This window comes from Actinoplanes sp. NBRC 103695 (genome assembly GCF_030269485.1).
Taxonomy (GTDB): Bacteria; Actinomycetota; Actinomycetes; order Mycobacteriales; family Micromonosporaceae; genus Actinoplanes.
The window spans coordinates 230,046-256,423 of sequence record NZ_BSTL01000013.1 but is presented as its reverse complement, the minus strand read 5'-3'; the positions used below and the strand labels follow the sequence as shown (position 1 = coordinate 256,423).

Sequence of the window (26,378 nt, the reverse complement as noted above, 5' to 3'; positions counted from 1 at the left end):
GGCGGACGCGCTGAGCTCGCGCCGGACGCGCTGAGCTCGCGCCGGACGCGCTGAGCTCGCGCCGGACGCGCTGAGCTCGCGCCGGACGCGCTGAGCTCGCGCCGGACGCGCTGAGCTCGCGCCGGACGCGCTGAGCTCGCGCCGGACGCCCTGAGCTCGCGCCGGACGCCCTGAGCTCGCGCCGGGCGGCTTGAGCTCGCGCCGGGCGGCTTGAGCTCGCGAATGGTGCCGTGAGACCACGCTGGGCGGTCTGAGTTCCGGCTCGCGGCCCGCGTCCCGCCGAAGTTGATCTTGACCCTCGCGCGCGGCCCCCGCCGCCCCCCACCCCGGCACTGGGTGGGTCGGGAACGTAGCAGGGTGGCGGGAAAATTGAGGTTGTTGTCCACAGGAGGTGCGTACTGTGCATGACTTCGGTACGGTCCGGAGTCGCGTCGTGTGTGGAGCGTCACCGGGCGGAAAATGGTGGACCCGGCTGAGTAGTGTGAGACGCGTTTGCAGAACGGCACTCAGGTGGTTAACAGGTTCGGTGCATAGCCTGGCGAGGCCAGTTTCACCGGACTCTTCGGGGGTTAGCGACCCCGGCTTTGGAGCAGACGCCCGGGGCATCCCGGGTGGGTGGAGGTTGAAGGCGTGACGCTGTCGATAACACGGACGGCCACCGACCGGGCGGTCGAGGTGGCACCCGCGGGGGAGATCGACGTGGAGAACGCGTATCTGATCAAGGATGCGGTGGCGGCCGCGATGGCGGAGGGGACGCCATCACGCATCGAACTCAACATGCGAGATGTGACCTTCATCGACTCGGTGGGGATCAGTGCGCTGGTCAGCGCACATCAGGTGGCCGGCATTTCGGGGGTCAAGGTCGTGGTGACGCGGCCGAGCCGGTTCGCTCATCGGCAGTTGTGGGTGACGGGGTTGCTGGGTCTTTTCGGCAATCCGGACCCGCACGGCGAGGGGACCAGTCAGCCGGCGGTGTCCGGCACCTGACCGGAGCTTTAAGGTTTCCTTTCACACTTTGGTCGCGCCACAGGAGTTGCGGAATAGTGCGCTCTCGTGGCGCGACTTCTGTTGGGTACGGCAATCAGCCGGCGTTATGTGCTGATCCGCGCCATCGGGCAGGGTGGCGTCTCCACGGTCTACGCGGCGGTGGACGCCGCGGAGGGCCGCACGCGCGCGATCAAGGTGCTGGCGGCGGGCGCCGACGCCGGGCGTGAGGCGATGATCACCGATCGGCTGCGGCATCCGGGTGTGCCCCGGGTGTTCGAGTACGGCGAGGCGCCGCTCCCGGACGGCACGGTGGCCCCTTACCTGGTGCTGGAGCTGCTGCGCGGGGTGCCGTTGGGGAGGCGTCTGTCCCGTGGCCCGCTGCCCTGGCGGGAGGCGGCCCGGATCGCGGCGACCACCGCGGATGTCCTGACCGTCGCCCACTGCCGCGGCGTGGTTCACCGTGACCTGTCCGCCCGCAACGTCATGCTCACCCCGACCGGCCCGAAGCTCATCGACTTCGGCCTGGCGACGGCCGCCCGGCGAGCGACCACGCCCGCCTGGAGCCATCCGAGGAGCATGTTCGCGGACGACGTCTACTCGCTGGGCGTGCTGCTTTACGAGATGGTGACCGGGCGATCGCCGTACCCGCCCGCGATCGCCGCCACCGTCCGAGCCGCCGGCCGGACCGCCCACCTCGCGCCCACCCCGGTTCTGGCCGTCCCGGGCTTGCCGTCCCGCCTCCGGGACCTGGTCCGCGCCTGCATGGCGAAGACCCCGCACCTGCGCCCGGCGGCGAAGGACGTGGCCTTGGACCTCTGGGGTCTGCTGAGCACGCCCGAAGGAACGCCGATCGTCTAGGAACCGAGGGCCCAGGGCGGCGGCCCGTCGAAGCCGAGCGGCATGACTTCGAAGAGCGACGCCTCGGCGACTCCCATGCGGGGACCGGACTGCCGGGCCATCCAGGTCAGCATCGCCCGCGGTTCGGGTCCGCCGGCGCCGAGCCCCTTGGTGTATTCGGCGTGCGCGTTCAGCGAGGCGATTCCCCGCTCGAGCGGCTCACCGGTGATGTCCACGCCGTGGGTGGGTGCGGCCGACCCGCCGTAGGCGACGAACCGCACTCCGTCCCAGGTGGGGAGGTCGAGTTCGGGGAAGATCCACCGGTTCCCGGCGTCTCGGGCGGCGTCCAGCGCGGCGAGCCCCACCACCCGGTGGTCGGCCTGGTTGATCATGCCGCCGATCATTCGCAGGTCGAAGGAGCCGGAGACGATGACGTCGGGTCGGTGCCGGCGGATGGCGCGGGTGATGTCGCGGCGCAGTTCCGGCCCGTACGCGATGATCCCGTCCTGATGTTTGAGGAAGTCGACCACCTCGACCCCCACCTCGCGGGCACCGGCCCGCTCCTCCTCGCGGCGCAGCGGGCCGGCCTGGTCGGGGTGCATCGAGTCGATGCCCGCCTCACCGCTGGTGGCGAGCAGGTAGGTGACGGTTTTGCCCTGGGTGGTCCAGCGCGCGACGGCCGATGCCGCGCCGTACTCGATGTCGTCGGGGTGGGCGGCTACGCAGAGGCAGCGCTCCCAGTCCTCCGGAAGGGCCGGTAACAGGTCGTTCATGACTCGTTATTCTTCTCCCTGTGACCGGGAAACGCCTCCATCCACAGGCCCGTTCGGCCATCCGTGCGCAGAATCGGGTACCTCTGACGAGGGACACCATCGACGAGGCGCGCCGTGGCATGGTCGCTGCCACGGCGGTCGAGGTGGGCGAGGGGCCGCCGGTCCGCAGCGTCACCGATGTGGACGCGGGTGGGGTGCCTGCCCGGTTCTACCGGGACGCCGACGACGCGCCGGTGCTGGTCTACGCGCACGGCGGCGGCTGGGTGCTGGGCGACCTGGAGACGCACGACGGGCTGTGCCGGCGGATCGTGCACGACTCCGGCTGGTCGGTGCTGGCCGTGGACTACCGGCGGGCGCCGGAGCATCCGTACCCGGCGGCGGTGGACGATGTGGAACGCGCGCTGACGTGGCTGCCGCCGGGGCCGGTCGCGGTGGGCGGTGACTCGGCCGGTGGCCTGCTCGCGGTGGTCGCGGCCCGGCACGCCGGCCGTCCGATCGCCGCGCAGGTGCTGATCTGCCCGGCGCTGGATCCCGCGATGACCTATCCGGACCTGGACGAGTTCGGTCTGCACCGGGACGAGATGGCGTTCTTCTGGTCGGCGTTCGCCCCGGACGGGCTGCCCGAGCAGGCCGATCCGATGCGGATGGACGTGACCGGGATGCCGCCCGCCCTGGTCATCCTGGCCGAGCTGGACGTGCTGGTCACCGAGGGGGAGCGGTACGCGGACCGGCTGGCCGACGCGGTCGCGGTCCGCTATCAGGGTCTGAACCACAACTTCCCGCGCAAGCTGGCGATCTTCGACGCGGCGGGCCTCGCCGTGGCCCAGATCGCCGCGTTCCTCAGAACGCGGGCGTCTGCACCCTGATCGACTCCAGGTTGAGGCGGACGTCCTTGGCCTCGGCGGGGGAGCGCAGCGGCGTCACGGACGCGTAGCCCTCGGCGAGCGTGGCCAGGTCGGTGCCGGGTTCCAGGTGTTCCTGGGCGGCCTGCACGGCGGTGCGTACGAATCCCTCGGACCGCTCCGCGATGCTCACCTGCACCTGGCCGAACCGGGCGAGCGTGGCCCGGCGCAGCCCGCGGATCCCGTCCACGTGCAGGTCCGGCACGTTCAGGTTGAGGATCGTCCCGGCGGGCGTGTGGGACAGCACCGGCAGCAGCTGCACCGCCAGGCCGGCCGCGCTGCCCCAGTGCCGCTTCTCGTCGTCGGCCTCGTCCAGCTGGTCGAGCGCGGCGCCGCCGGTGGCAACCGACGCCTGGACTCCCGTGAGCACGTCCAGCGAGACGGCCAGCCCGCGCAGCCCGGCGTGTGCCGCGGTCAGCGTGGCGCCGACCGTACCGGAGTGAATCACCGCCGCACCCGCGTTGGCGCCGCGATTGATCCCGGAGAGCACCACCGCGGGGGCCTCGCCGAAGGCCTCACGCAGCGCGAGCAGCACGATGAACGCGGGCGACGCGGCGACGCCGTAGGCGGGCACGTTGCGGGCACCGGCCAGCTCGCGCGGCTCGACGACGATCTTGCCGTCCTGTTCGATCGCGGTCATCGACGCGCTGCTGCCGCTCGCCTCGGTGAGCGGCGCGGCCACCACCACGTCGTGCCCGGCCCGCTGCACGGCCTTGGCCAGCCATCGGATGCCCGGTGCCTCGATGCCGTCGTCGTTGGTGATCAGGATGCGCTCGCTCATCGCCCCCAAGTGTCACGGATGGCGGCGTCGGCCCGCGGGCAAACGTCAGTAGCGCAGCACCATGGAGGTCAGTTCCAGAACCACGTCGGTGAGATCGGGGCGGGATCGCAGGAGCTCTTCCATGCGTACGCGCCAAGCGCCGCGCTCGATGTCGGCGGCGGTCCGGTCGCCCCCGGTCCGCTCGAGGTTCTCCAGCAGCCGACCGCGGGTGTTCTCCAGCGCCTCGTAAACGACGGGACCGAGCCGCCGGTACACCTGATCGGCGAAGTCCACGTAGTGAAGCATCACCGCGTGGGGCATCACCGGGTAGGGCGTTGCCGTGTACGGCGTCTCCGCCATGATGACGAAGGCGCGAGCCGCGTCCCATGCGACGCGGGGCTGGTGCGTGACCATGGTCATGAAGCCATAATGCCGTGCCGATGTGATGATCGCCACACCCATCACCATTCGGCGGGTGTGCACCGGCCTCCCGCGCCGACCGGTTCCACCTGCAGGGTGGCGTGGTCGATCGAGAACTCCTCGTGCAGCGCCTCCCGCGCGCTGGCCAGCACCGTGCCGAGCTCGGCGGCGGGCTCCAGGCTCAGGTGGGCGGAGGCGACGTCCATGCCCGAGGTCAGCGTCCAGACGTGCAGGTCGTGCACGTCGCACACGCCGGGCACAGCGGCCAGGCGGGTCCGCACGACGGCGACGTCCAGGTGTTTCGGCGCGGCCTGCACCAGGATGCGTACGGCCGACCGGGCCAGTGCCAGCGTGCGGGGGAGGATCATCAGCGCCACCAGGACGGCGACGATCGGGTCCGCGTACGACCACCCGGTCAGCGCGATGATCACCGCCGCGATGATGACCCCGGCCGAGCCGAGCAGGTCACCGACGACCTCCAGGTAGGCCCCGCGGACGTTGATGCTCTCCTTGGCGCCGTCCCGGAGCAGCAGGAACGCGACGATGTTGGCGACCAGGCCGCCGGTGGCCACCACCAGCATCCAGCCGGCCGGCACGTCGGGCGGGTCGGCGAACCGGCGGGCCGCCTCGATCAGCACGAAGATCGCCACGCCGGTGAGCAGCAGCGCGTTGGCCAGCGCGGCGAGCACCTCGAGGCGGTAGAGCCCGAACGTACGCTGAGAGTCTGTGTTTTTTGAGGCGGCGGTGATCGCGGCCAGGGCCATCGCGATGCCCAGCACGTCGGTGAACATGTGGCCGGCGTCGGACAGCAGCGCCAGCGAGCCGGTGGCCCAGGCGGCAGCCCCCTCCAGCAGCATGAACGCCGCCAGCAGCCCGCCCGCCCACCACAGCCGGGTGCGATGCCGGCCACCGCTGTGCCGGGCCGCGCTCCCGTGGTCGTGACCCGCTCCCATGACAAAGACCTTCCGACGCGACCGCAACCCTTCGCCAATATATGTTCACATTGCTATATGTGCAATTTGAACGTGATTGCCATTACCGGGGTATGGCTTGATGACCACCGCTCCCGCAGGGAAGGAACGTCATCAGTGTTCAAGCGAACTCTCGCGATCGCGGCCGTGGCCGCCCTGGCAGTCACCGCCGGTGCGGCACCCGCCTCGGCGTCCTCGCACGGACATGTCAAGACCACCTTCGACCTGCCCGACGGCTTCCAGCCCGAGGGCATCGCGATCGGTAAGGCGCCGTACGCGTACTTCGGCTCCCGGGTCGACGGCGACATCTACCGCGTCGACCTCAGGTCGGGGCGTGGCCAGGTCATCTCCGAGGGCCCGGGCACCGCCTCGCTGGGCCTGAAACTCGACCGCGACGGCCGGCTCTTCGTGGCCGGCGGCAACGGCGGCAACGCCCGCGTCGTCGACGTCCGCACCGGCCGGGTGCTCAAGTCCTACACCCTTCAGACCGGTACGGCGTTCATCAACGACGTCACGTTCGCCGGTGGGTCCGCCTGGTACACCGACTCGGCGAACCCGAACCTGCACCGGATCAAGTTCGGCAAGCACGGCGCCCTGCCCGCCGCGTCCAAGGCGATCCCGCTGACCGGCGACATCGCCTACCAGACCGGCAACAACGCCAACGGGATCGCGCCCACGCCGGACGGCCGTGGCCTGATCATCGTGCAGTCCAACACCGGCCTGCTCTTCCGCACCAGCTGGACCGGCGTCACCCGGACGATCGACACCGGCGGCGTTCTGGTGACCAACGGCGACGGGCTGTGGCTGCGCGGCCGCTCGCTCTACGTCGTGCAGAACCGCGACAACAAGATCACCGAGATCAAGCTCGACAGCGCCGCCACCCGCGGCCGGGTGGTCTCGACCACCACCTCGGACGGCTTCGACGTGCCCACCACGATCGCCGAGTACGCCGGCCGCCTCTATCTGCCCAACGCGCGGTTCACCACGCCGCCGACCCCCGAGACGCCGTACAACGTCACCTCAGTTCGCATCCCGTGACGGTAGCCAGTCCGGATCGGTGCCCACGGTGGTGAGGCGCTGAGTGGCCCGGGAGAGCGCGACATACAGCGTCCGTACGCCGGACGGGTCGACCGCGATCTCTCCCGGGCCGACCAGCACCACCGCGTCGTACTCCATGCCCTTGGCCTCCAGAGCCGTCACCACCTGCACGCGCTCCGGCAGACCGGTCAGCCAGGACGCCACCTCGTCGCGGCGCGGCACCGGGGTGATCACGCCGATCGTGCCGTCCACGTCGGCGATCTGCTTCTCGGTCAGCTCCCGCACCGCGTCCGGCAGCGACGCCGGATCCACCACCAGGTCGACGGGCTCCACGCCGGTGCTGCGGACCGCGGTCGGCAGCGGCAGGTCCGGCATGATCGTCCGGATCACCGAGGCGGCCACCGCGAAGATCTCCGACGAGTTCCGGTAGTTCGTGGTCAGCGCGTACGTGTTGCGCTTGCGCGAGCCCAGAGCCCGCTCACGCGCCCGCTCGAGCTCCTCGGCGTCACCGGACCACGCGGTCTGCGCCGGGTCACCCACGACCGTCCAGGACGCGTACTGACCGCGGCGGCCGATCATCCGCCACTGCATCGGCGACACGTCCTGCGCCTCGTCGACCACCACGTGCGCGTAGTCGCGGTAGTCGTCCTCGCGCTGCACCGCCTGCGCCCGCGCCGCGGCCTGCCGGTCCGCCTGCGTGGTGACCTCCTGGATCCCGTCGCGCACGTGGAACGGGTTGGCCGACTTCTTCGGCGCCTGCCGGGGCCGGCCCATCAGCTCGTCCAGCTCGTCCAGCAGCGCCACGTCGGCGATGGTCGGCTCCGGGCCGAAGCTCCCCTCCAGGGCCGCGATCTCCACCCGGCTCAAGATCCCCGTCGCGTACGACCGCAGCCGTGCCGGCTCCCGCAGCCAGCCGAGCACCCGGCCCGGGGTGAGCCGGGGCCACCACGCCCGCAGGAAGTCCCGGAAGTCGCGGCGGTCGGCCAGGTCGGCCTCGAACTCCCGCTTCTCCGGCAGGTTCGTCACCCGCTGCTGCCGCGCCTGCGACCACAGGGCGTCGAAGACGCCGTCGAAGCCCGACCCGCGCGCCTCGTTACGCCGCGCGCCCCGGGGAAGCGCCTTGCGGCGGATCCGCTCCAGGTCGGCGCGGTTCAGGCGGAGCAGCGAGCCGCGGTAGAGCAGCTTCAGCTCCTCCGGCGCGCCCGGCACCGCGTCGTGCGAGGCCCGCTCCAGCACCCGGCGGATCCGCAGCGACCCCTTGATCGCGGCCACGTCGGTCGGGTCGGTGCGCTCCGCGGCGTACCCCACCACCAGGGAACCCAGCGACCGCAGCGACGCCGTCTCCTCGCCCAGCGACGGCAGCACCGTGGCGATGTAGTTGACGAACACGCCCGACGGCCCGACCACCAGGATGCCGCCGCCGGCGAACCGGTTGCGGTCCGAGTAGAGCAGGTACGCCGCCCGGTGCAGTGCCACCGCGGTCTTGCCGGTGCCCGGCCCGCCGGTGACGATCGTCACGCCGCCCGCGGGAGAGCGGATGGCCTCGTCCTGTTCGCGCTGGATGGTCGCGACGATGTCGCGCATCCCCGCGCCGGTCGCCTTGGACAGGCTGGCCAGCAGGGCGCCGTCACCGACCACCCGCATCCCGTCCGGCGCGGCGTCCGGGTCGAGCAGGTCGTCCTCGATGCCGATGACCTTCTCCCGGCTGGACTGGATCATCCGGCGCCGGACCACGCCCATCGGGTCGGCCGGGGTGGCCTGGTAGAACGCGGCCGCGGCCGGCGCACGCCAGTCCACCACCATCGGCTGCGAGTCCTCGTCCCGGATGCCCATCCGGCCGACGTAGTGCACGGCGCTGGTGTTCAGGTCCAGGCGGCCGAAGACCAGGCCCTCGTACTCGGTGTCCAGCGCGTGCCGGCGCCTCGCCGCGTGGAACACCATGGCGTCCCGCTCGACCAGTGCCCCGTACGTGCCGACACCGGCCATCCGGTAGCCCTCCCTCTCGGCCCGGGACGCCTCGGTGCGAAGCTGGGCCAGCCGGGTGTAGACCCGGTCGACGTGCTCCTGCTCGACGGCGATCTCCTGCTGCAGGACGGTGGCGTCGCTCAAGTCTGTTCCGCTCCCTCGTAGTCCGCCCCCGCCACGGTCGCAACCGCGAAAAGGGGACAGTCGAACCTACTCCTGAGCAGCACCCCACGTCGATTACGGCGCTCCGCGTTTCGCGCGGCCCGCCCCGCCGCCCGCCCCCCACCCCGGCACTGGGTGGGGTCGAAATGTACCGCGCGCCACCGACGATTCCGGCCCTTATCCACAGGCCACGACGGCTAGGCCGCAGCGTCGAGATCCGTCGGCGCGGGTGACCTGCGACCGGCGCGCCCGCGCTCGATCGGCATGGTGCCCGTAGCGCGGCAGATCACATCCCGGAGCGTGGCAGTGACCGCCTCGGGCCGCTCCAGCATCAGCATGTGCCCGGCGTCCGGCAGCACACTCAGCTCGGCCCCCGGCAGGTGAGCCGCGATCGACTCCGCACACGCCGGGGGAGTGAGCCGGTCACGGTCACCCACCAGGACAGCGGAGGGTACGCCGTTCCAGGCGGCCAGCGTCTCCAGCCTCTGCTGGGCCCCGATGGTCGGCCGGAAGCCCCCGATCGACCGCAGCGTGGCGCGTCCCACCGCCCGCATGGTCACGGTCAGCGCGGCGTCGTCACACTCCTCGCCGAAGAGCAGCCACCGCACGCTGGGCCGCAGCACCGGGAGCATCGCCTGGTGCGGGCGCCACGCGCCGCAGCGGGCCAGCACGCCCGCCCCGATCGTCTCGCCGTAGCGCAGCAGCGTGGACAGCTGGCCGGGCAGCCCGTAGCGGGTGTGCGTGTGTCCCTCGGCGGTGGTGGAGATCAGTGCCAGCCCGGCGACCCGGTCGGTGAAGTCCTCGGGGTGCTCGGCGGCGTACTCCATGATCGTCATGCCGCCCAGGGAGTGGCCGACCAGCACGATCGGGCCCTCCGGCGCCGCCACCCGGATCACCTCGGCCAGGTCGGCGCCGAGCTGGGGCAGCGTGGCCGACTCGAGAAGCGTGGCGGAGGAGCGGCCGTGCCCACGCGCGTCGTACGCGACGACCCGGACGTCACCGAGCGCCTGAACCTGGTGGTGCCAGATGCGGCGGTCGAGACACCAGCCGTGCAGCAAGATGACGGTGACCGGCGCCTCGGCCGGACCGGACGTCTCGACGAACAGCCGTACGCCGTCCGGAAGGGTCACTTCCGAGCGCTCGGGCATGGGCACCTCCGCGAGTCTCACGCCCCGCTTGTACCCACGGGTAATAAGCATCACGCCTGCCCGTGCAAATTGCAAAGGTCATTCACGGTCCGACGTGACGTGCGTCGCACGGGGTGTTCAGACGGTTCCGCTCGGCGAGAATGCCTGTATGACGGCACCCTCGCCCCCGAGAACGACCAGTCCGGCAGACGCGCTGGCCGCCCTGGTCGCCGGTAATCGACGCTTCGTCAGCGGCCGCCCCGAGCATGGGCACGACGTCTCCGCCGCGGCCTCCTCCTCCGGTGGTCAGCAGCCGAACGCCGTGGTGCTCGGCTGCATCGACTCCCGCGTGCCGCTGGAGGCGATCTTCGACCAGACCTTCGGCTCGATATGCGTGGTGCGCTCCGGCGGCCACGTCGTGGACCGGGCGGTGGCCGGTTCGGTCGGGTTCGCGGTCGGCGCCCTCGGCGTCCCGCTGATCATCGTGCTGGGTCACGTGCGTTGCGGCGCGGTCACCGCCACGGTCGAGGCCGTGCGCGCCGGCGAGCGCCCGGACGGCGACGTCGGTTACCTGGTCGACGAGATCACGCCCGCGGTCCTGTCGGTCGGCGCTGACTCGCCGGACGCTCCGGACAAGGCGATGCGTGCCCACGTGGCCCGCACGGTCACCCGGATGCGGGAGATCACCGGCGTCCCCGAGGCGATCGCCGCCGGCCGGGTGGCCGTGGCGGGCGCCGTCTACGACCTGGACACGGGCTGGGTCGACCTGCTGGCGTGAGTTGATCTTGGCTTCGCGCGCGACCTCCGCCGCCACCCCCACCCCGGCACTGGGTGGGTCGAAATGTAGCGCGACGCCACGACGATCACGGGCGGCTGTCCACAGGCGGCTGCCGCCCGTACCCCAAAAATGGGTTGATCTTCAGGAAATGCAAAAACGCCCATCCGTCCCGCAAGGGGAGGATGGGCGTCGTGCTGGAGCGGGCCGCGATCAGCTCTCGAAGACGCCGGCGTCGATCAGGCGCTTCTCGGTGTCGCCCCAGCCGTGCTCGGGGTTGGCGGCCTTGAGCGCGTCGAGCTCGGTGCGAACCTTCGCACCGTGACCGGCGGCGGCGAGGCCGCGGATCTCCTCGACGAAGGCGTCGGAGTCGGTCTTGAGGTGGTTCGTGCGGCCGTTGGTCAGGTTGCGCACATAGGCGAAACGACCCTCGGCCAGCGGGATCAGGTACTTGTACTCGCCAAGAACGCTGAGCGCTCCGCCAGAACCCTGACCAGCGCGGACTGATGCGCGGGCGGTCTTTGAGGTGTTGCTCGCCACGGCGGTACTCCTAAGGGAAAGCTCGAGCAGAAAAAGTCCGGTGCAATCCTACACGAGGGCCGAGATGCCGTGCCGTCGGAGCAGGTCCGGGCGTTAGACCCGATGTGCCCCTGTGGCCGGTCCCATAGTCGATATTGCGGTTTCTCTGGCGCACCATCCGTGGCAACCGGCATCATGGGACACGATCAACCGCGGTCGAGGTCGTAGGGGAAGACGCACCTCGGTCTCCGGGAGGTCACCGTGCAAACGTGTGGCGTCGTATACGTCCACTCGACCCCACTCGCCGTGTGCCAGCACGTCGAGTGGGCGATCGCGCGCGTCCTCACCGCGCCGGTCACCCTGCCTTGGACGGCGCAGCCGGTTGATCCCGCCATGCGCCGGGCGCAGTGTGCCTGGACAGGCAGGCCGGGTACTGGCGCGGAGCTGGCTGCTGCCCTCAGGCAGTGGCCCATGATCCGTTTCGAGGTCACCGAGGAGCCCAGTGAGGGCGTCGACGGTGAGCGCTTCATGCACGTGCCCGGTCGTGGGCTCTTCCGCGGCACCATGGGCGCGTCCGGCGACATCCAGATCGGCGAGGACCGGCTGCGCTCGCTGATGGCGTCGGCCCGCGCGCCGGAGGCACTCTCGCACGCGCTGGAGAAGGCGTTGGGTACGGCGTGGGACGCCGAGCTCGAGCCGTACCGGTACGCGGGCGACGGTGCCCCGGTGACGTTGCTGACCCGGGTGGGCTGATCCAATGCGTCAATGCGTCGTCATCTCGTCGGTCTGGTCGCGCTCGCGCTGTTGACAGCCTGCTCCTCGGTGCCCACAGAAAAGCCGAACAACAAGGACGAGGTACTCGTCGGGCAGGTGCTCATGCCGTACGCCTACGGCAGCGACGCCACCCGGGTGGACGAGGCGAGTGCCAAGGCCAACCAGAAGCTGGCCGGCGTGGACACCCCGGCCGAGATGGTCCGCAAGTTCCACCTCGGCGGGCTGATCCTGGTCGGTTTCGCCGCCGAGGACCCCACCGGCAAGACGAACCCGACCACCAACGTGGAGAACCCGGAGCAGGTCCGCGCCCTCACCGACGGCCTGCGCAAGGCCAGTGACACCCCGCTGCTGATCGGCACCGACCAGGAGTACGGCGTGGTCACCCGGGTCCGGGACGGCGTCACCCTGCTGCCGTCCGCGATGGCCTTCGGCGCGGCCGCCCGTCCCGACCTCACCGAGCGCGCCTGGAAGGCGGCCGGCGACGAGCTGGCCGCCATGGGCATCAACGTCAACTTCGCCCCGGTGGCCGACACGCTCGGGCCGGGTGGCAGCGCGGTGCTGGGCTCCCGCGCGTTCGGCGACGATCCGGCCAAGAACGCCGCTCAGGTCGCCGCCGCCGTCCGGGGCCTGCGTGCCGCCGGGGTCGCGCCGGCCCTGAAGCACTTCCCGGGTCACGGTCACACCACCGGCGACAGCCATGACGAGCTGCCGGTGGTGGCACAGACCCGGGAGCAGTGGGAACGGCAGGACCGCCCGCCGTTCGCCGCCGGGATCGAGGCCGGCGCCGGGCTGGTGATGTCCGGCCACCTGGACGTGAAGGCGTTCGATCCGGGCCGGCCGGCCACCTTCTCGTCGAAGGTCATGACGACCGTGCTGCGGGACGAGCTCGGCTTCCAGGGCGTGACGGTCACCGACGCGATGAACATGGCGCCCGCGATGAAGCTCCCGCCGGGGGAGGCCGCCGTGCAGGCCGTCCTGGCCGGCAACGACCTGCTGCTCATGCCGCCGGACCTGACCGCGGCGCGCGACGGTCTCCTGGCGGCCCTCAAGGACGGCCGCCTGCCCCGCGCCCGGCTGGTCGAGGCCGCAGACCGCATTAAAGCTCTTCAGGGTACGACCGGAGCAAAGGCTCCGAAACCGGACGCGGCTGCCGACGTCCGGGCAGCCGCCGCAGCCTCTATCACCATCCTGCGCGGCAAGTGCGACGGCGCTCTCGTGACCGGCCCGGTGACCGTGACGGCCGCCAAGGGCCGCGACGTCGCCAAGGCCAACCTCACGAAAGCGCTGGGTAGGAGCGGGAAGGGCACGACCGTGCACCTGGTGGGCTACGGCGACAAGCCCAGTGACCTGGTCAAGGCGGACATCACCGTGATGATGGACCAGCCCGCCCTGCTCGCCGAGAGCGACTCACCGACGCTGATCGCCACCTACTCGTCCAGCCCGCTCTCGATGAGCGCCCTGGCCGACGTCCTTACCGGCAAGGCGAAGGCGCCCGGCCGATCCCCGATCGAGGTCAAGGGCCTGCCGCGCAGCGCCTGCTGAAAGGTGCCTGCTAGAGCGGGATGTTGCCGTGCGCGCCGCGGGCGGCCGGCGCCTGGGCGAGGGCTTCCGCGAGACGGCGCCGGGTGTCCTCCGGCTTGATCACGTCGTCCACCACGCCGATCTCCAGCGCCCGGCCGACCCCACCGGCCTCCCGCACCTGCTCGGCGATCAGCTCCTCGCGCAGCGCCTCACGCTGCTCCGGCAAGGCCGCCGCCAGCTTCCGGCGGTGCAGGATGTTCACCGCGGCGCTCGCGCCCATCACCGCGATCTCCGCGGTCGGCCAGGCGAAGACGGCGGTCGCGCCGAGCGCGCGGGAGTTCATCGCGATGTACGCCCCGCCGTACGCCTTCCGGGTGACGAGGGTGACCCGCGGGACCACCGCCTCGGCGAAGGCGTGCAGCAGCTTGGCGCCGCGGCGCACCACCCCGTCCCATTCCTGGCCGAGGCCGGGCAGGTAGCCGGGCACGTCCACCAGCACGATCAACGGCACGCCGAGCGCGTCGCACATCCGCACGAACCGGGCCGCCTTCTCCGCGCTGGTGGCGTCCAGGCAGCCGCCCAGCCGCAGCGGGTTGTTGGCGATGACGCCGACCGTCCGCCCGGCGAACCGGCCCAGCGTGGTCACCACGTTCGGCGCCCACTTGGCGTGCAGCTCCACGCCGGGCTCGTCGAGCAGCGCCTTGACCACCGGCTTCACGTCGTACGCCCGGTTGGCCTCGGGCGGGATCGTCGCGTCGAGCTCGTGCCCGTCCTCGTCGATCACGTCGGCCGGGACGAGCCGGCCCTGGCTGCCGAGCAGTGCGGTCAGCCGGCGCGCCTCGCGCATCGCGGTCTCGTCGTCCTTGGTGGTGATGTGCACGACCCCGGACCGGCGGCCGTGCGGCTCGGGGCCGCCCAGCCGCTCCATGTCCACCTGCTCGCCGGTGACGCTGCGCACCACCTCGGGGCCGGTCACGAAGATCCGGCCGCCCTTGCTCATGATCACGATGTCGGTCAGCGCCGGACCGTACGCCGCGCCACCGGCCGCCGGGCCGAGCACGACCGAGATCTGCGGCACCCGGCCGGACGCCCGCACCATCGCGGCGAAGATCTGGCCCACGCCGTCCAGCGCGACCACACCCTCGGCGAGGCGCGCGCCGCCCGAGTGCCACAGACCGATGACGGGTACGCGTTCCCGGACCGCCGTGTCGATCGCGTTCACGACGTGCCGGCACCCCTCGACGCCCAGGGCGCCGCCCATCCGGGTGCCGTCCGACGCGAACGCGATCGCCGGTGTGCCGTCGACCATGCCTCGGGCGTACAGCACACCGGTGTCGTCCCGCGGGACGAGCAGTCGCAGGGTGCCCTGGTCGAAGAGCCCCCGGAGCCGCAGCTCCGGGTCGCGCTCGTCGACGCCGGGCGAACCGATGTCCGAGGAGGTCATGGTCACGGCGTACTCCAAGGGGTCAGGCCCGGGTGAAGACCAGCGCCACGTTGTGGCCCCCGAAGCCGAACGAGTTGTTGATCGCCGCCGGGATGTCCATCGGGCGGGCCTTGTGCGCGGCCACGTCGAGGGTCAGCAGGTCGTCCGGGTCGTCCAGGTTGATCGTCGGCGGTACGACGCTGTCCCGGATGGCCAGGATGGTGGCGATCGACTCGAGCGCGCCCGCCGCGCCGAGCAGGTGACCGGACATGCTCTTGGTCGAGGTGAGCACCGGGTGGTCGCCGATGGCCGTGCGGATCCCGTGCACCTCGGTCATGTCGCCGGCCGGCGTCGAGGTGGCGTGGGCGTTGATGTGCACGATGTCGGCCTTGGTCAGCCCGGCGTCCTGGATGGCCTTGGTCATCGCCCGGATGCCGCCCTCACCCTCGGGGTGCGGCTGCACGATGTCGTACCCGTCGGAGGTGATCCCCGCCCCGGCGAGCGTGGCGTAGACCCGGGCGCCGCGCGCGGCGGCGTGGTCGGCCCGCTCCAGGATCAGCGAACCGGCGCCCTCGCCGAGCACGAAGCCGTCCCGGCCCTTGTCCCACGGACGGGACGCACGCTCCGGGTCGTCGTTGCGCGTCGACATGGCGCGCATCGCGGCGAAACCGGAGATCGGCAGCGGATGCACGACGGCCTCGGTGCCGCCGCACACCACCACGTCGGCCCGGCCGGAGCGGATGATGTCCAGGCCGAGCGACATGGCCTCGGCGCCGGTGGCGCAGGCGCTGGCCATCGAGTGCACGCCGGCCTTGGCGCGCAGCTCGATGCCGACCCACGCGGCCGGCCCGTTCGGCATCAGCATCGGCACGGTGTGCGGGCTGACCCGGCGCGGCCCGGAGGCCTCCAGGATGTCGTCCTGGTCGAGCAGGGTCTTCGCACCGCCGATGCCGCTGCCGAAGCTGACGGCCAGCCGCTCCGGGTCCAGCCCGGAGTCGGCCAGACCGGCGTCGGCCCAGGCCTGGTGCGCGGCGATCAGCGCGATCGCCTCGGACCGGTCCAGCCGGCGCATCTTGACCCGTTCGATCACTTCGGACGGGTCGACGGCCAGCTGGGCGGCGATGCGTACCGGAAGTTGCGCGGCCCACTCCTGGGTGAGGGCACTCACCCCGGAGCGTCCGGCGAGCATGGCGTCCCAGGTGGACGCGACGTCCCCGCCCAACGGGGTGGTCGCGCCGAGCCCGGTGACGACGACGTCTGTCCTGCTCATGTCAGTGGTTCGCCTCGATGAACGACACGGCGTCGCCGACGGTCTTCAGATTCTGCACCTCGTTGTCCGGGATCTTGACACCGAACTTCTCCTCGGCGGCCACCACGACCTCAACCATGGAGAGCGAGTCGACGTCCAGGTCGTCGGTGAAGGACTTCTCCTCGGCGACGTCGTCCGGGTTCACGCCGGCGACCTCCTCGAGGATCTCGGCGAGGCCGGAGGTGATCTCAGCGCGGGTTGCCATCGTCAGTTGTTTCCTTCCAATTTGTGGGGATCGCTCACGGACAGGTCATCCGCTCACGGACAGCGAATGACCTGTCCGGCGTAGGTGAGGCCGCCGCCGAAGCCGAACAGCAGCACCGGGGCGCCGGACGGCACCTCGCGGCGCTCGACCAGCTTCGACAGGGCCAGCGGCACACTGGCCGCGGAGGTGTTGCCCGACTCGACGAGATCCTTGGCGACCACGACGTGCGGGCCAAGCCCGAGCCGCTTCACGATGCCGTCGATGATCCGGGTGTTGGCCTGGTGCGGCACGAACGCGGCCAGGTCGCTGGGCTTGATGCCGGCCCGCTCGCAGGTCTCGATCGCGAACGGCGCGAGTGCGGTGGTCGCCCAGCGGAAGACGATCTGGCCCTCCTGCTGGATGTACGGCCGCCAGCCCTCGATCCGCAGCACGTCGCCCTTGTCCGGCGCCGAGCCCCAGAGCACCGGGCCGACGCCCGGCTCTTCGCCGTCCGGCACCGAGGTCACCACGGCCGCGCCAGCGGCGTCGCCGAACAGCACCGCGGTGGAGCGGTCGGTCCAGTCGGTGACGTCGGAGAGCTTCTCCGCACCGATGACGATCGCGTTGCGTGCGGCGCCGGCCCGGATCGCGTGGTCGGCGCTGCCCAGTGCGTACGAGAAGCCGGAGCACGCGGTGTTCAGGTCGTAGGCGGCCGGGGCGTTGATCCCGAGCCGGGCAGCGACCCGGGTGGCGACGTTGGGGCAGCGGTCGATCGAGGAGCAGGTGGCCACCACGACCAGGTCGATGTCGGCAGCGGTCAGCCCGGAGCCGGCCAGCGCCTTCTCGGCCGCGAAGGTGGCCATGTCGGCGACCGTCTCGGTGACCGCGAGCCGGCGCTCGGCTATGCCGACGCGGTCGCGGATCCACGCGTCGTTGGTGTCGACGATCTGGGCCAGGTCGTCGTTGGTGACGATGCGGGAGGGTTGGTAATGGCCCATCGCGACGATGCGGGAACCAGCGGTCATCGGGCAGCTCCTTCGTTCGCGGTGCGGGTCGTCGCGGTGCGGATCATGACCGTGCGGATCACGACCGTGTGGGTCATCACCGTGCGGGTCATGACTGTGCTGGTCATCACTGCGGCCCGCCGATGCGCGCCAGCGGCTGGCCTGGCGCGACCGGGTCGTCGTGGTGCGCCAGCCACTCGGTCAGCACGCCGGCCGCGTGGGCGGTGACGTCCACCTCGCCCTGGCGGGTGACCACCTGTCCGATGACCTGGCCGGTGGTCACCGGCCGGCCCTCCACCAGGTCCTCGGCGGGGCGGAACAGGCCGGCGCCGGCCGCCACCACGACCCGGAACTGCGGGGTGGGTTCCAGGCTGGGCGCCATCCCATGCCGGGCGATCAGGTCCCGGGCGGCGGGCAGGTCGTCGGGGGTGTTCAGGGTCAGGATCTCCGGGGCGCCGTCGCCCTTGAGCTCCCGCTTGACCAGGCCGGCCAGAGTGCCGGCCGGGGGAAGCTCGATGATCGCGGTGACGCCCAGGTCACGCAGCGCCCGCATGCACAGGTCCCAGCGCACCGGCGCGGTGACCTGGCGGATCAGGCGCTGAAGCATCTCGCGGCCGTGCACGACCGCGGCGCCGTCCAGGTTGGAGAGCAGGATCCGGGCCGGGTCGGCGGTGCCGGCGCCCGACGCCACGGCGGCCAGGGCCGCCTCGGCCGGCGCCATGTACGGCGTGTGGAACGCCCCCGCCACCTGCAGCGCCCGGACCCGGGCACCGTCCGGGGGAGCGGCGGCGAACTTCGCCAGCGCGTCCACGGCGCCCGCGGCGACGATCTGGCCGGTGGAGTTGCGATTGGCCGGATAGAGCGAGGCCTCCTCGATCGCGGCGAGCACCGCGTCGGCGTCGCCGCCGAGCACCGCGCTCATGCCGGTCGGCTCCAGCGCGCAGGCGGCGGCCATCTCGCGGCCCCGGATGCCGGCCAGCGTGATCGCGGTCTCCGGCGTGAGGACCTCGGCGAGCGCGGCGGCACCGAGCTCTCCGACGCTGTGCCCGGCGACCAGGCCCACGTCGTACATCGGCAGCTGCTCGGCGGCGAGCAGCGCGGCCGCGACGAGCAGCGGCTGCGTACGCGCGGTGTCCTTGATCTCCTCCGCGTCAGCGGCCGTGCCCAGGTGGATCAGGTCGACCCCGGCCAGCGCCGACCACCAGCGGAGGCGAGCCTCAACGCCGGCAAGGTCGAGCCAGGGGGCGAGGAATCCGGGCTTCTGGGAGCCCTGTCCAGGGGAGAGTACGGCGAGCACGTTGTCGACTCTCCCGGATCGCGGTTCGTTGCGCGGCTGCTGCACCGCACGAAACCCTACGACGGGCGTTGGAGGATTCCTACAAAGGCAGGGGTGACTCGCCGGGAAAGGAGTGATTTGCGAGCTTAACGGTTGCTCAACGTGGCCAGTGATTCATGTCGCATCGTCAAGCCTTCCAAGGCTCAGCGCCATCCGCAATGCGAACGCCTCCCGGCCGTCCAGCGGCGACAGCCCGGTGAGCTCGGCGACCCGCTTCAACCGGTAGCGGACCGTGTTCGGATGGACGTACAGCTCCCGGGCCGTGCTCTCCAGCACCCCGCCGGCGGCGAAGAACGCGTCCAGCGTCTCCATCAACCCGCCGCCCGCCTTGGCCAGCACGCCGTGCGCGTCGTGCCGCAGCATCCGCCGCGCATCCGGATCACCCGCCAGCGCCCGCTCCGGCAGCAGGTCGTCGGCCGCCACCGGGGTCGGCGCCCCCGGCCAGGCCGGCGCCGCGCGGAACCCGGCCAGCGCCGCCCGCGCCGACTCGGACGCCTGGTCCAGCGACGGCACCGCCGGGCCGACCACGATCGGCCCGTCCCCGAAGCACGCCGCGAGCTGGCCCGCGGTCAGCTTCGGGTCGTCGGCGCCGCCGACCACCACGACCAGCCGGTCGCCGTGCACGCCGCAGATCACCTCGACCCGGGCCCGCCGCGCCGCCCGGTAGACGCCGTGCATCACCGCGGTGATGTCCCCGCCCGGCGACAGGCCCACCACGACCGACACCGGCGGCTTGTCGGTCCAGCCCAGCGCGGCGGCCCGGCTGGCCACCGCGTCCGGCGCGTCGCCGCGCAGCAGGGCGTCCACCAGCATCGCCTGGAGCCGAGCGTCCCAGGAGCCCCGGGACTCGGCGGCCCGCGCGTAGACCCGCGCCGCCGAGAACGCGATCTCCCGCGAGAACTTGAGGATCGCCGAGTTCAGCGCGTCCTCCTCGCCCGCGGCGGCCAGCTTGTTCACCTCGGCCTCGGCCACGTCGATGGTGACCTTGATCAGCGCCACGGTCTGGGTCAGGGTGATCGACCGGGCCAGCGCCCGGGGCGCCGCCGCGAACACCTCGTCGGAGATCTCCTGCGAGTCGCCGCCGATCGTCCCGCCGGACCGCAGCCACTCCACCAGCGACCGCACGCCGGCCTGCGCGACGAGCATGACCCACGACCGCTGGTCGGCGGGCAACGCCCGGAACCACGGCAGCGTCTCGTCCATCTTCGCCACCGCGGCGCTGGCCAGCTTCCCCGCATGCCGCTCGATCCGGCGCAGGGTGGCCGCGAGCGGCGGTGTGGTCGTCACGCCCCCAGAGTGACACGTGCCCCCGCCGCGCCCCAGGCCCCGCCGAGCCGGTCGAGGGCTGAATGCCGTCTTTTGCGCCATCTGGTGCGGAGACCCTCGCTTGAAGATCCGCTCTCTGCGATCTTCATAACCACGTGGTCACTTTGGGTGATGTTGCCCGTGCCATATTCCGGGATGAGAGGGGTGGCGTCGGATGTCCGACCGTTTCCCGGCGCATAGCGGTGAGCTGGGTGAGTATCGGGCGAATCAGACGTTCGAGGGTTGCGCGGGAGTACTCGATCACGGCAGCATGCGTCTTCATGCGTCGAGCCGCTTCCGAGGCCTAGTGACGCAGAGTAGTTGTATTTGGTGACCATGGAGTGAGCGAGCAAGGATGGTCGGCGGTTACCCGGAAGAACTGGTTCTACGTAGAACTTTTGCACCATTTGACCGTTATTGCAGTGAGTCGTTCCGTCGACAGCCGTCGGTGGCTCGGCGCGGTGTCGTCCTGATTCACAGGCGACAGGCTTCATGTGCGCCCAGCGTATGCCGATGAAACCGGGCGACCGGCAAGGAGAGGAGGCGACATGAACGACCGCGAAGACGGCCCGCTGTTCGCCGAACCCGAGCCTGCCGACGCCGACGACACTCAGCCCGCCAGCCCGGCAGTCACCCCCGAGGACGACGAGGACACTCCCGCCCGCGGCGGCTGCCGGACCCGCCTGCGCGGCTGGGCCGGTGCCCACCTGCACGGCGCGGTCCGTCCCCGCCGCCGGGCCGCCGGTCGAGGCCGCCCACCCGGCCGCTGGTGCTGACGGCGCCCACCCCCACCGCGCCCGCCCTTGGGAACGCCCGGCCGCAACGGTGATCACGATTCCTCGCCTCACGCGGGCATGCCCGACACATTCGGTGCGGTGATCTTGGTGGCTGGATCGCTCGGTCGGGTGGACGCGCGGTGTGGTGCGGCGCGTCCGGTATGCGGACACCCCTCCGGCCGACAAGCGTTGTGGGGTGGATGACAAGAGGCGGCTGATCCTTGACCAGGCACTCGCTCTGGTCGACGAGCGCGGCCTGGCCGCCATGTCGATGCGCGCGGTCGCCGAACGCGTCGGACTCACGTCGATGGCGCTGTACCCGTACGTCGGGGGGAAGGACGCCCTGCTCGACGGCCTGGTCGATCTCCTGCACCTCGAACTCGGCGCCGCCTGCGCCGACCCCGGCCACCTCGACTGGCGTCAGCGGCTCCGCGCCCTCGGCCGTGCCGTCCGGGCGTTGGCTCACACCCATCCCGGCGCGTTCCCGTTGCTGCTCAACCGCTCGGCGGCCGGCGCGTCGGCCTCCTGGCTGGCCGCCGCCCTCCGTGGCGTGCTGCACGACGCCGGAGCCGGAGCCGCCGACGAGCCGCGTCTGGCGCGGATGATCTGCGCGTTCCTTCTGGGCTACGCGACCGGCGAGATCACCGGCGGACTCCCCGGCTCCTCGCCGCTGGACCTCTCCGCCCGCGCCGGCCCGACCTCGGCTGACTGCTCCGGCCCGCTCGCCGCCGTCACCTCGGGGGCGCCCCGCCGGTCTGAGCCGCCCGCGCCCACCGCTGGGGAGACGGCTGGTCGTGAAGGGGCGGGTGCGGCGGAGTTCGACGCCGACCTGGAGGACCTGGTCCGGCTGGTGGAGGTCGCCGTTCGGGGGCGGTGAGTGCGGTTCTGCGTCGGTCTCGCATGCGGCAGCCTATAAATGGGTGCAAAAGGTACGTCAACCGGAGGCGGAAGATGGCTGGCGACGAGGACGAGGGGCTGCACGACTTCGTGGCCGGACGGTATCGGGATCTGCGGCGGTCCGCCTTCCTGATGTGCGGGGACTGGGCGCACGCCGAGGAGGTCACCCAGGCCGCGCTGGCCCGGTACGTGAACGAGAGCGCCCGCGGCGCGGTGGACGAGCCGGACGCGTACGTCTACGCGGACGTGATGGCCGCCTTCCAGCGCAAGGCGCCGCGGCGCGAGCATGTCTTCGTCGCCACCCCGGACGCCGCGGGCGGGGACACCGACCAGATCCGCGCGATTCTCGTACTGGACGCCCTGCACAAGCTGTCCCCGCGGTGCCGGGCGGTGATCGTCCTGCGGCAGTGGGACGGCTTCGCCGTCGACGAGACCGCCGACATCCTCGACCTGCTCGACGCCCGCGTCGAGGCCTACGAGGCAGCCGGCCTGGCCGCCCTCGAGGACCTCCTCAGCCCGGAGGCGGTGCCGGCATGACCGCCGACCTGACCGGCATCGATCAGCCTGGGGCGGTGCCCGCATGACCGGCGACCCGACCGGCGGCGACCGCTCCGGGACTGGTGACCGCTCCGGGGCTGGCGACCGCTCCGGGCCTACCGCCGACGTCGCCGACGACGCTCTCACCGTGGAATCCGACCGCGCGAAGTCGGCGGCCGCCGGCGATGTCGAAGCCGCCATGACGGCCACCGAGCAGCGGAAAGCCTCACCGAGCACCTCCCGGAGCCGCCGCCAAGCGCGGAGTCCCTATCCTCCGGAGCCGGAGTTCGCCAGCCGGCCAGAGCCAAAGCCGGAGTCGGAATCCCTTCGGGCTGCGGAACTGGAGTCTGAGTCCCTTGCGGACGGCAGGAAGCGCCGCTCCGCGAAACCAAGGACGTCGCCACGACGCGGTTCGGACGGCAAGTTCGCGCGCAAGACTGAGACGGCCGGGACTGAGACGGCCGGGACTGAGACGGCCGGGACTGAGACGGCCGGGACCGAGACGGCCGGGACGACTGCTGCGCCCGCGGCGATGGCCGAAGGTGATCAGGAGAGTGGGGCGCGGCCCGTGGAAGCGGCGACCGCCGAGGCCGAGCCCGAAGTCGAAGCCCGGGCCGAGGCCGAAGTCGAAGCCCGGAACGTGCCCGTGGGCGAGGCCCGGAACACGACGGTGGAAACCCCGCGGGACGTGCTCAGGGCCGAGCCGATCGCCCGGGCGCCCGGGAAGGCGTCCCCGCAGCTCAGGCTGGCCGACGGCCGGACGCCGGGTCCGAGGGTCGCCACGCCGGCTCAGAACCCCGTACGGATGGATGATCTGGTGGCGCGCCGACCGGTCGACGGGCCGACCGATGACCTGGGGGAGTGGGCCGCGCAGGCAGGCGAGGCGAAGGGCGGGCTGCTCGCCGGGGTCCTGATCGGCGAGCCGCCGGTCGGTGAGGGGGTCGCCGCGGTCTACCGGCGTGCCGAGAAGCTGCGCCGCCGCCGGGTGCGCCGGGTCGTCACGGCGGGGCTGGTCTCGGCCGTGGTGGTCGCCGCGTTCGGCTATGCGCTGGCCACCGCCGTGATCCCGACGCCCTACCTGCGCAAGCAGGTGGCCACGCCGGTCGCGGGGCCCGCTCCGGTGGTCGACCCGGTGCTGGTGACCCTCGAGCCCGTTCTGCGGGACAACGGTCTGCGCGCGGTCCGGCGGGAGCCGTCGGCGGGTGTGGGGTGGCGGCAGTACGCCGTGGCCGACGCCAGGTCGGGCCGGCCGCGGGGGCTGATCGAGGTGGCGGCCTACCTGGCGCCGGACGGGCTGTGCTTCCCGGTGCTCAGTGACCGCGAGGCGTGTGCCCGGCCGATGGGTGGCGGGGACGTCGAGTACGTCCGCTACTCCGACGACCGGGACGTGGACTGGCAGGTGCAGGAGGCGATGGCCCGGCGGCTGTCGGACGGCCGGGTGGTCGCGGTCATGGCCACCGGCGAGCGTGGCACGGGCAGGCGGGCCGACGGGCGTCCCCCGTTGACCGCGGCGCAGGTCGCTCGCGTCGCTGTGGACGTACGCGTGATGGCAGCCTTTGACCTTGACGAGCAATGCACGGGACCGGACGCCGCCTGTCCCGTGCTGAAGGTGCCCGTCCCGGCGAACCGCTAGCGCCGGGCGGCCGAACCGCTGGATCGGGACGCGGCCGAGTCGCCGAGCTAGACGCGGCGGCGGATGAGGAACGCGATGCCGGCCAGACCGAAGAGGATCACGACGAGGACCGCGCCGTTGAGGAGGAACAGCTGGCGGAATTGGCCGAAGGCCTCGTTGACCGTGTCGACCGGGTTGACTTCCTCGGCCGTCGACTGCTCGGAGAAGCCGCCGCCGATGCCGCCGATGTCGCTGCGCTTCTCCAGCGGGATCCCGGCGTAACGCAGGGACTCCGACATGGTGAGCCGGCCGTAGAACCAGCCGTCCGTGGTCTTGCCGGCGGGCTGCTTGGCGGCGCGGTGTGCGCGCGGGCCGCCGACGGCCATCGGGTACAGCTCGTACGCCTGCTGGGCCTTGCCGCCGGCCGAGACCACGATGACGTACTTGGGGCCGAGGTTTTTCGCCTTGGGCGGGTTGGTCTGCGGCGTCGCCGACGACATCCAGCTGACCTCGCTGAGCAGGAGCTGGAACAGCTCGCTCTGCTGGGCGCTGGTCACGGTGATCTTCTGGATGCCGGTCCCGGTGATGGCCACCGCGTCAGGTTTCGCCGCTTTCGGCGCCGCCTGAGCCGTGGCTGGAGCCAGGCCGACGACCAAGGCGAACGCGGCAGCGAGCGCGCACGCCGCCGACACGACTCGCGTGATCGTCCCTTGAACCATCCCGGCCTCCCCGCCGCCCCGTGCTGTGCCCCGTCGTAGACAGACTTCCCGGAAACTCGGCTCGCCGCATCTGACGAAGGGACGATTTGGAGCTATCTGGGATCCGCCGACCGGCCGATGGCTGCCGATGATCGGCAGCCGAATCGTATACGTAACCGGCAACCCGGTGGTGTCCTGGTCACCCGGCCAGTGGACGGTCATACACCTATGACGTCGCAGGCCGGGTGCCCGTTGCCCGCCTTGGATAACGGTTCAGAGACGCTCTCGCGCGGCACGGATCCGGGTGACCGTACGGTCTCGGCCGAGCACCTCGAGTGACTCGAAGAGCGGGAGTCCCACGGAGCGTCCGGTGACCGCTACGCGAACCGGCGCCTGAGTCTTGCCGAGCTTGAGCCCGCGTTCGGCGCCGACCGCCTCGAGCGCCTCCTTGAGCGGCTCGGCGGTCCACGACGGCAGTGCGGAGAAAGCGGCCAGCGTCGCGTCCAAAATGTCCGCTGCACCCTCTTTCATGGCCTTCGCCCAGGAAGCCTCGTCGATCGCCGGCTCGTCCAGGAAGAAGAAGTCCACGTACTCGACGATCTCGGAGAGCACCGCTATCCGGGTCTGCGCCAGCGGCGCCACCGCCGCGAACACGGCCGAGTCGAAGGCGGCCGGATCCCACGGCGGGGCGGCGATGGTGTCCGTGCCGCTCAGCCAGGGCGCGCACACCGCGGCGAACTCGCTCCCGCTGAGGGCGCGGATGTAGTCGCCGTTGAACGCCCGCAGCTTCTTGACGTCGAAGAACGCGGGCGCGTGGTTGACCTCGTCGATCCGGTACTCCGCCTCGATCTCCGACCACGGCACGATCTCGCGGTCACCGGACGGCGCCCAGCCGAGCAGCATCAGGTAGTTGCGCATGGTCGCGGCGAGATAGCCCTCGTCGCGGTACGCCTCCAGTGCCACCTTGTCCCGCCGCTTGGACAGCTTCTGCCGCTTCTCGTTCACGATCACGGGAACGTGTCCCCAGACCGGCGGCTCGGCGCCCAGCGCCTCCCAGAGCAGCTGCTGCTTGGGGGTGTTGGGCAGGTGCTCCTCGCCGCGGATCACGTGGGTGATGCGCATGCTGATGTCGTCGACCACATTGGCCAGCAGGAACACCGCGCTGCCGTCGCTGCGGGCGATGACGAAGTCCTCGAGGAGCTCGTTCCGGAACGTCGGCTTGCCGCGGACCATGTCGTTCACCACGGTCTCGCCCTCGTCCGGCGTACGGAAGCGAAGTGCCGTCTTCTCGCCCGGCGGGAGCGCGCGGTCGCGGCAGAAGCCGTCGTAGCCGGGGGTCTTGTCGGTGCTGCGCAGGGCGACCTCCTCGCGGGTGCAGTCGCAGTAGTACGCGCGGCCCTCGGCGTAGAGGCGGGTGGCGGCGGCGGTGTGCTCGTCGGCGTAGGACGACTGGTAGTACGGGCCCTCGTACGTGTCGCGCTCGATGCCGATCCAGTCCATCGCGGCGAGGATGCCCTCGGTCCATTCCGGACGGTTTCGGCTGGTGTCGGTGTCCTCGATACGCAGCACGAACACGCCGTCGTGTTGCTTGGCGAAGATCCAGTTCTGCAGCGCCGAGCGGGCGCCGCCGACGTGGAACATGCCGGTCGGAGAGGGGGCGAAGCGTACGCGCACAGTCACCCGACAAGCCTACGGCGCTCGTCGAGCATCTTTTCACCGGGCTTCTATCACGTCATGTATTGACGAATATTAGTAAACCTTCTTAA

Annotated in this window: 26 protein-coding genes; 11 read left to right on the top strand and 15 right to left on the bottom strand. The window is 71.5% G+C overall.

Annotated elements, in window-relative coordinates:
- Positions 1–630: 630 nt before the first annotated feature.
- Both QSK31_RS24730 and QSK31_RS24725 read left to right on the top strand, forming a co-directional pair.
- Positions 631–987 (top strand): STAS domain-containing protein, encoded by a 357-nt coding sequence (locus QSK31_RS24730; RefSeq protein WP_285686739.1) that lies wholly within the window; start codon positions 631–633, stop codon positions 985–987.
- Positions 988–1,053: 66 nt separating this feature from the next.
- Positions 1,054–1,845: a serine/threonine-protein kinase gene (locus QSK31_RS24725; RefSeq protein WP_285686678.1), complete on the top strand. Its 792-nt coding sequence runs from the start codon at positions 1,054–1,056 to the stop codon at positions 1,843–1,845.
- Here the strand turns inward: QSK31_RS24725 and QSK31_RS24720 are convergent.
- Positions 1,842–2,597, bottom strand: a complete 756-nt coding sequence (locus tag QSK31_RS24720; RefSeq protein ID WP_285686677.1) for a PIG-L deacetylase family protein — start codon at positions 2,595–2,597, stop codon at positions 1,842–1,844. The genes QSK31_RS24725 and QSK31_RS24720 overlap by 4 nt on opposite strands.
- 20 nt (positions 2,598–2,617) lie before the next feature.
- Here QSK31_RS24720 and QSK31_RS24715 point away from each other — a divergent pair, with 20 nt between their 5' ends.
- The gene (locus QSK31_RS24715; protein WP_285686676.1) at positions 2,618–3,463 is read left to right on the top strand and encodes an alpha/beta hydrolase; all 846 of its coding nucleotides are present in this window, start codon (positions 2,618–2,620) and stop codon (positions 3,461–3,463) included.
- Here QSK31_RS24715 and surE read toward each other — a convergent pair.
- Genes surE through QSK31_RS24700 form a run of 3 tightly spaced genes read right to left on the bottom strand, consistent with a single transcriptional unit; the run spans position 3,438 to position 5,632 of the window.
- The gene (gene surE, locus QSK31_RS24710; protein ID WP_285686675.1) at positions 3,438–4,280 is read right to left on the bottom strand and encodes a 5'/3'-nucleotidase SurE; all 843 of its coding nucleotides are present in this window, start codon (positions 4,278–4,280) and stop codon (positions 3,438–3,440) included. The two genes, QSK31_RS24715 and surE, sit on opposite strands and share 26 nt — an antisense overlap.
- A 45-nt stretch (positions 4,281–4,325) precedes the next feature.
- Complete coding sequence (locus tag QSK31_RS24705) at positions 4,326–4,727, bottom strand: hypothetical protein (protein WP_285686674.1); 402 nt, start codon at positions 4,725–4,727, stop codon at positions 4,326–4,328.
- Positions 4,721–5,632 carry a cation diffusion facilitator family transporter gene (locus QSK31_RS24700; RefSeq protein WP_285686673.1) on the bottom strand — a complete coding sequence of 304 codons (912 nt, stop codon included), beginning with the start codon at positions 5,630–5,632 and terminating at the stop codon, positions 4,721–4,723. The genes QSK31_RS24705 and QSK31_RS24700 overlap by 7 nt, the downstream gene beginning before the upstream one ends.
- Positions 5,633–5,767: 135 nt before the next feature.
- Here QSK31_RS24700 and QSK31_RS24695 point away from each other — a divergent pair, with 135 nt between their 5' ends.
- Positions 5,768–6,688 carry an SMP-30/gluconolactonase/LRE family protein gene (locus QSK31_RS24695; protein ID WP_285686672.1) on the top strand — a complete coding sequence of 307 codons (921 nt, stop codon included), beginning with the start codon at positions 5,768–5,770 and terminating at the stop codon, positions 6,686–6,688.
- On the opposite strand, the gene QSK31_RS24690 is transcribed toward QSK31_RS24695, so the two are convergent.
- Together QSK31_RS24690 and QSK31_RS24685 are read right to left on the bottom strand one after the other, a co-directional pair.
- A complete protein-coding gene (locus tag QSK31_RS24690) occupies positions 6,671–8,797 on the bottom strand; it encodes a HelD family protein (RefSeq protein ID WP_285686671.1) in 2,127 nt (708 codons plus the stop codon). The two genes, QSK31_RS24695 and QSK31_RS24690, sit on opposite strands and share 18 nt — an antisense overlap.
- Positions 8,798–9,012: 215 nt before the next feature.
- A complete protein-coding gene (locus QSK31_RS24685) occupies positions 9,013–9,963 on the bottom strand; it encodes an alpha/beta fold hydrolase (protein WP_285686738.1) in 951 nt (316 codons plus the stop codon).
- Positions 9,964–10,111: 148 nt separating this feature from the next.
- On the opposite strand from QSK31_RS24685, the gene QSK31_RS24680 reads away from it, so the two are divergent.
- Positions 10,112–10,720, top strand: coding sequence for a carbonic anhydrase (locus tag QSK31_RS24680; RefSeq protein WP_285686670.1), 609 nt, complete (start codon positions 10,112–10,114; stop codon positions 10,718–10,720).
- Between the two features lie 210 nt (positions 10,721–10,930).
- On the opposite strand, the gene QSK31_RS24675 is transcribed toward QSK31_RS24680, so the two are convergent.
- Positions 10,931–11,257: a hypothetical protein gene (locus QSK31_RS24675; RefSeq protein WP_285686669.1), complete on the bottom strand. Its 327-nt coding sequence runs from the start codon at positions 11,255–11,257 to the stop codon at positions 10,931–10,933.
- A gap of 240 nt (positions 11,258–11,497) precedes the next feature.
- Here QSK31_RS24675 and QSK31_RS24670 point away from each other — a divergent pair, with 240 nt between their 5' ends.
- Positions 11,498–11,989, top strand: a complete 492-nt coding sequence (locus QSK31_RS24670) for a DUF3145 domain-containing protein (protein ID WP_285686668.1) — start codon at positions 11,498–11,500, stop codon at positions 11,987–11,989.
- 12 nt (positions 11,990–12,001) lie between these two features.
- The gene (locus QSK31_RS24665) at positions 12,002–13,552 is read left to right on the top strand and encodes a glycoside hydrolase family 3 N-terminal domain-containing protein (RefSeq protein ID WP_285686667.1); all 1,551 of its coding nucleotides are present in this window, start codon (positions 12,002–12,004) and stop codon (positions 13,550–13,552) included.
- Between the two features lie 10 nt (positions 13,553–13,562).
- Here the strand turns inward: QSK31_RS24665 and QSK31_RS24660 are convergent, their stop codons facing one another.
- From QSK31_RS24660 to QSK31_RS24635, 6 genes are all read right to left on the bottom strand, one after another.
- Complete coding sequence (locus QSK31_RS24660) at positions 13,563–14,975, bottom strand: acyl-CoA carboxylase subunit beta (protein ID WP_352244485.1); 1,413 nt, start codon at positions 14,973–14,975, stop codon at positions 13,563–13,565.
- 22 nt (positions 14,976–14,997) lie between these two features.
- A complete protein-coding gene (fabF, locus tag QSK31_RS24655; protein ID WP_285686665.1) occupies positions 14,998–16,224 on the bottom strand; it encodes a beta-ketoacyl-ACP synthase II in 1,227 nt (408 codons plus the stop codon).
- A gap of 1 nt (position 16,225) precedes the next feature.
- Entirely contained in the window at positions 16,226–16,468 is a 243-nt protein-coding gene (locus QSK31_RS24650; protein ID WP_023359558.1) for an acyl carrier protein, read from the bottom strand.
- 53 nt (positions 16,469–16,521) lie between these two features.
- Positions 16,522–17,472 (bottom strand): beta-ketoacyl-ACP synthase III, encoded by a 951-nt coding sequence (locus tag QSK31_RS24645; RefSeq protein WP_285686664.1) that lies wholly within the window; start codon positions 17,470–17,472, stop codon positions 16,522–16,524.
- A 106-nt stretch (positions 17,473–17,578) separates the two neighbouring features.
- Positions 17,579–18,748 (bottom strand): acyltransferase domain-containing protein, encoded by a 1,170-nt coding sequence (locus QSK31_RS24640; RefSeq protein WP_285686663.1) that lies wholly within the window; start codon positions 18,746–18,748, stop codon positions 17,579–17,581.
- A 153-nt stretch (positions 18,749–18,901) separates the two neighbouring features.
- A complete protein-coding gene (locus QSK31_RS24635) occupies positions 18,902–20,155 on the bottom strand; it encodes a PucR family transcriptional regulator (RefSeq protein ID WP_502873003.1) in 1,254 nt (417 codons plus the stop codon).
- A gap of 485 nt (positions 20,156–20,640) precedes the next feature.
- Here QSK31_RS24635 and QSK31_RS24630 point away from each other — a divergent pair, with 485 nt between their 5' ends.
- From QSK31_RS24630 to QSK31_RS24615, 4 genes are all read left to right on the top strand, one after another.
- Positions 20,641–20,868 (top strand): hypothetical protein, encoded by a 228-nt coding sequence (locus QSK31_RS24630; RefSeq protein WP_285686661.1) that lies wholly within the window; start codon positions 20,641–20,643, stop codon positions 20,866–20,868.
- A gap of 196 nt (positions 20,869–21,064) precedes the next feature.
- Positions 21,065–21,745: a TetR/AcrR family transcriptional regulator gene (locus QSK31_RS24625; RefSeq protein ID WP_285686660.1), complete on the top strand. Its 681-nt coding sequence runs from the start codon at positions 21,065–21,067 to the stop codon at positions 21,743–21,745.
- A gap of 74 nt (positions 21,746–21,819) precedes the next feature.
- A complete protein-coding gene (locus tag QSK31_RS24620; protein WP_285686659.1) occupies positions 21,820–22,302 on the top strand; it encodes a sigma factor-like helix-turn-helix DNA-binding protein in 483 nt (160 codons plus the stop codon).
- Positions 22,303–22,870: 568 nt separating this feature from the next.
- Positions 22,871–23,935 carry a hypothetical protein gene (locus QSK31_RS24615; protein WP_285686658.1) on the top strand — a complete coding sequence of 355 codons (1,065 nt, stop codon included), beginning with the start codon at positions 22,871–22,873 and terminating at the stop codon, positions 23,933–23,935.
- A 47-nt stretch (positions 23,936–23,982) separates the two neighbouring features.
- On the opposite strand, the gene QSK31_RS24610 is transcribed toward QSK31_RS24615, so the two are convergent.
- Both QSK31_RS24610 and gltX read right to left on the bottom strand, forming a co-directional pair.
- Positions 23,983–24,633, bottom strand: a complete 651-nt coding sequence (locus QSK31_RS24610) for a hypothetical protein (protein ID WP_285686657.1) — start codon at positions 24,631–24,633, stop codon at positions 23,983–23,985.
- 252 nt (positions 24,634–24,885) lie between these two features.
- Positions 24,886–26,292, bottom strand: coding sequence for a glutamate--tRNA ligase (gene gltX / locus QSK31_RS24605; RefSeq protein WP_285686656.1), 1,407 nt, complete (start codon positions 26,290–26,292; stop codon positions 24,886–24,888).
- Between the last annotated feature and the right edge of the window lie 86 nt (positions 26,293–26,378).

Coding starts and splice junctions, on each gene's coding strand:
- QSK31_RS24635 (WP_502873003.1), bottom strand. CDS start 20,155: ATGGCGCAAAAGACGGCATTCAGCCCTCGACCGGCTCGGCGGGGCCTG.
- QSK31_RS24720 (WP_285686677.1), bottom strand. CDS start 2,597: ATGAACGACCTGTTACCGGCCCTTCCGGAGGACTGGGAGCGCTGCCTC.
- QSK31_RS24645 (WP_285686664.1), bottom strand. CDS start 17,472: ATGACCGCTGGTTCCCGCATCGTCGCGATGGGCCATTACCAACCCTCC.
- QSK31_RS24630 (WP_285686661.1), top strand. CDS start 20,641: ATGAACGACCGCGAAGACGGCCCGCTGTTCGCCGAACCCGAGCCTGCC.
- QSK31_RS24650 (WP_023359558.1), bottom strand. CDS start 16,468: ATGGCAACCCGCGCTGAGATCACCTCCGGCCTCGCCGAGATCCTCGAG.
- QSK31_RS24685 (WP_285686738.1), bottom strand. CDS start 9,963: ATGCCCGAGCGCTCGGAAGTGACCCTTCCGGACGGCGTACGGCTGTTC.
- QSK31_RS24660 (WP_352244485.1), bottom strand. CDS start 14,975: ATGACCTCCTCGGACATCGGTTCGCCCGGCGTCGACGAGCGCGACCCG.
- QSK31_RS24665 (WP_285686667.1), top strand. CDS start 12,002: ATGCGTCGTCATCTCGTCGGTCTGGTCGCGCTCGCGCTGTTGACAGCC.
- QSK31_RS24620 (WP_285686659.1), top strand. CDS start 21,820: ATGGCTGGCGACGAGGACGAGGGGCTGCACGACTTCGTGGCCGGACGG.
- surE (WP_285686675.1), bottom strand. CDS start 4,280: ATGAGCGAGCGCATCCTGATCACCAACGACGACGGCATCGAGGCACCG.
- QSK31_RS24610 (WP_285686657.1), bottom strand. CDS start 24,633: ATGGTTCAAGGGACGATCACGCGAGTCGTGTCGGCGGCGTGCGCGCTC.
- fabF (WP_285686665.1), bottom strand. CDS start 16,224: ATGAGCAGGACAGACGTCGTCGTCACCGGGCTCGGCGCGACCACCCCG.
- QSK31_RS24680 (WP_285686670.1), top strand. CDS start 10,112: ATGACGGCACCCTCGCCCCCGAGAACGACCAGTCCGGCAGACGCGCTG.
- QSK31_RS24705 (WP_285686674.1), bottom strand. CDS start 4,727: ATGGTGATGGGTGTGGCGATCATCACATCGGCACGGCATTATGGCTTC.
- QSK31_RS24700 (WP_285686673.1), bottom strand. CDS start 5,632: ATGGGAGCGGGTCACGACCACGGGAGCGCGGCCCGGCACAGCGGTGGC.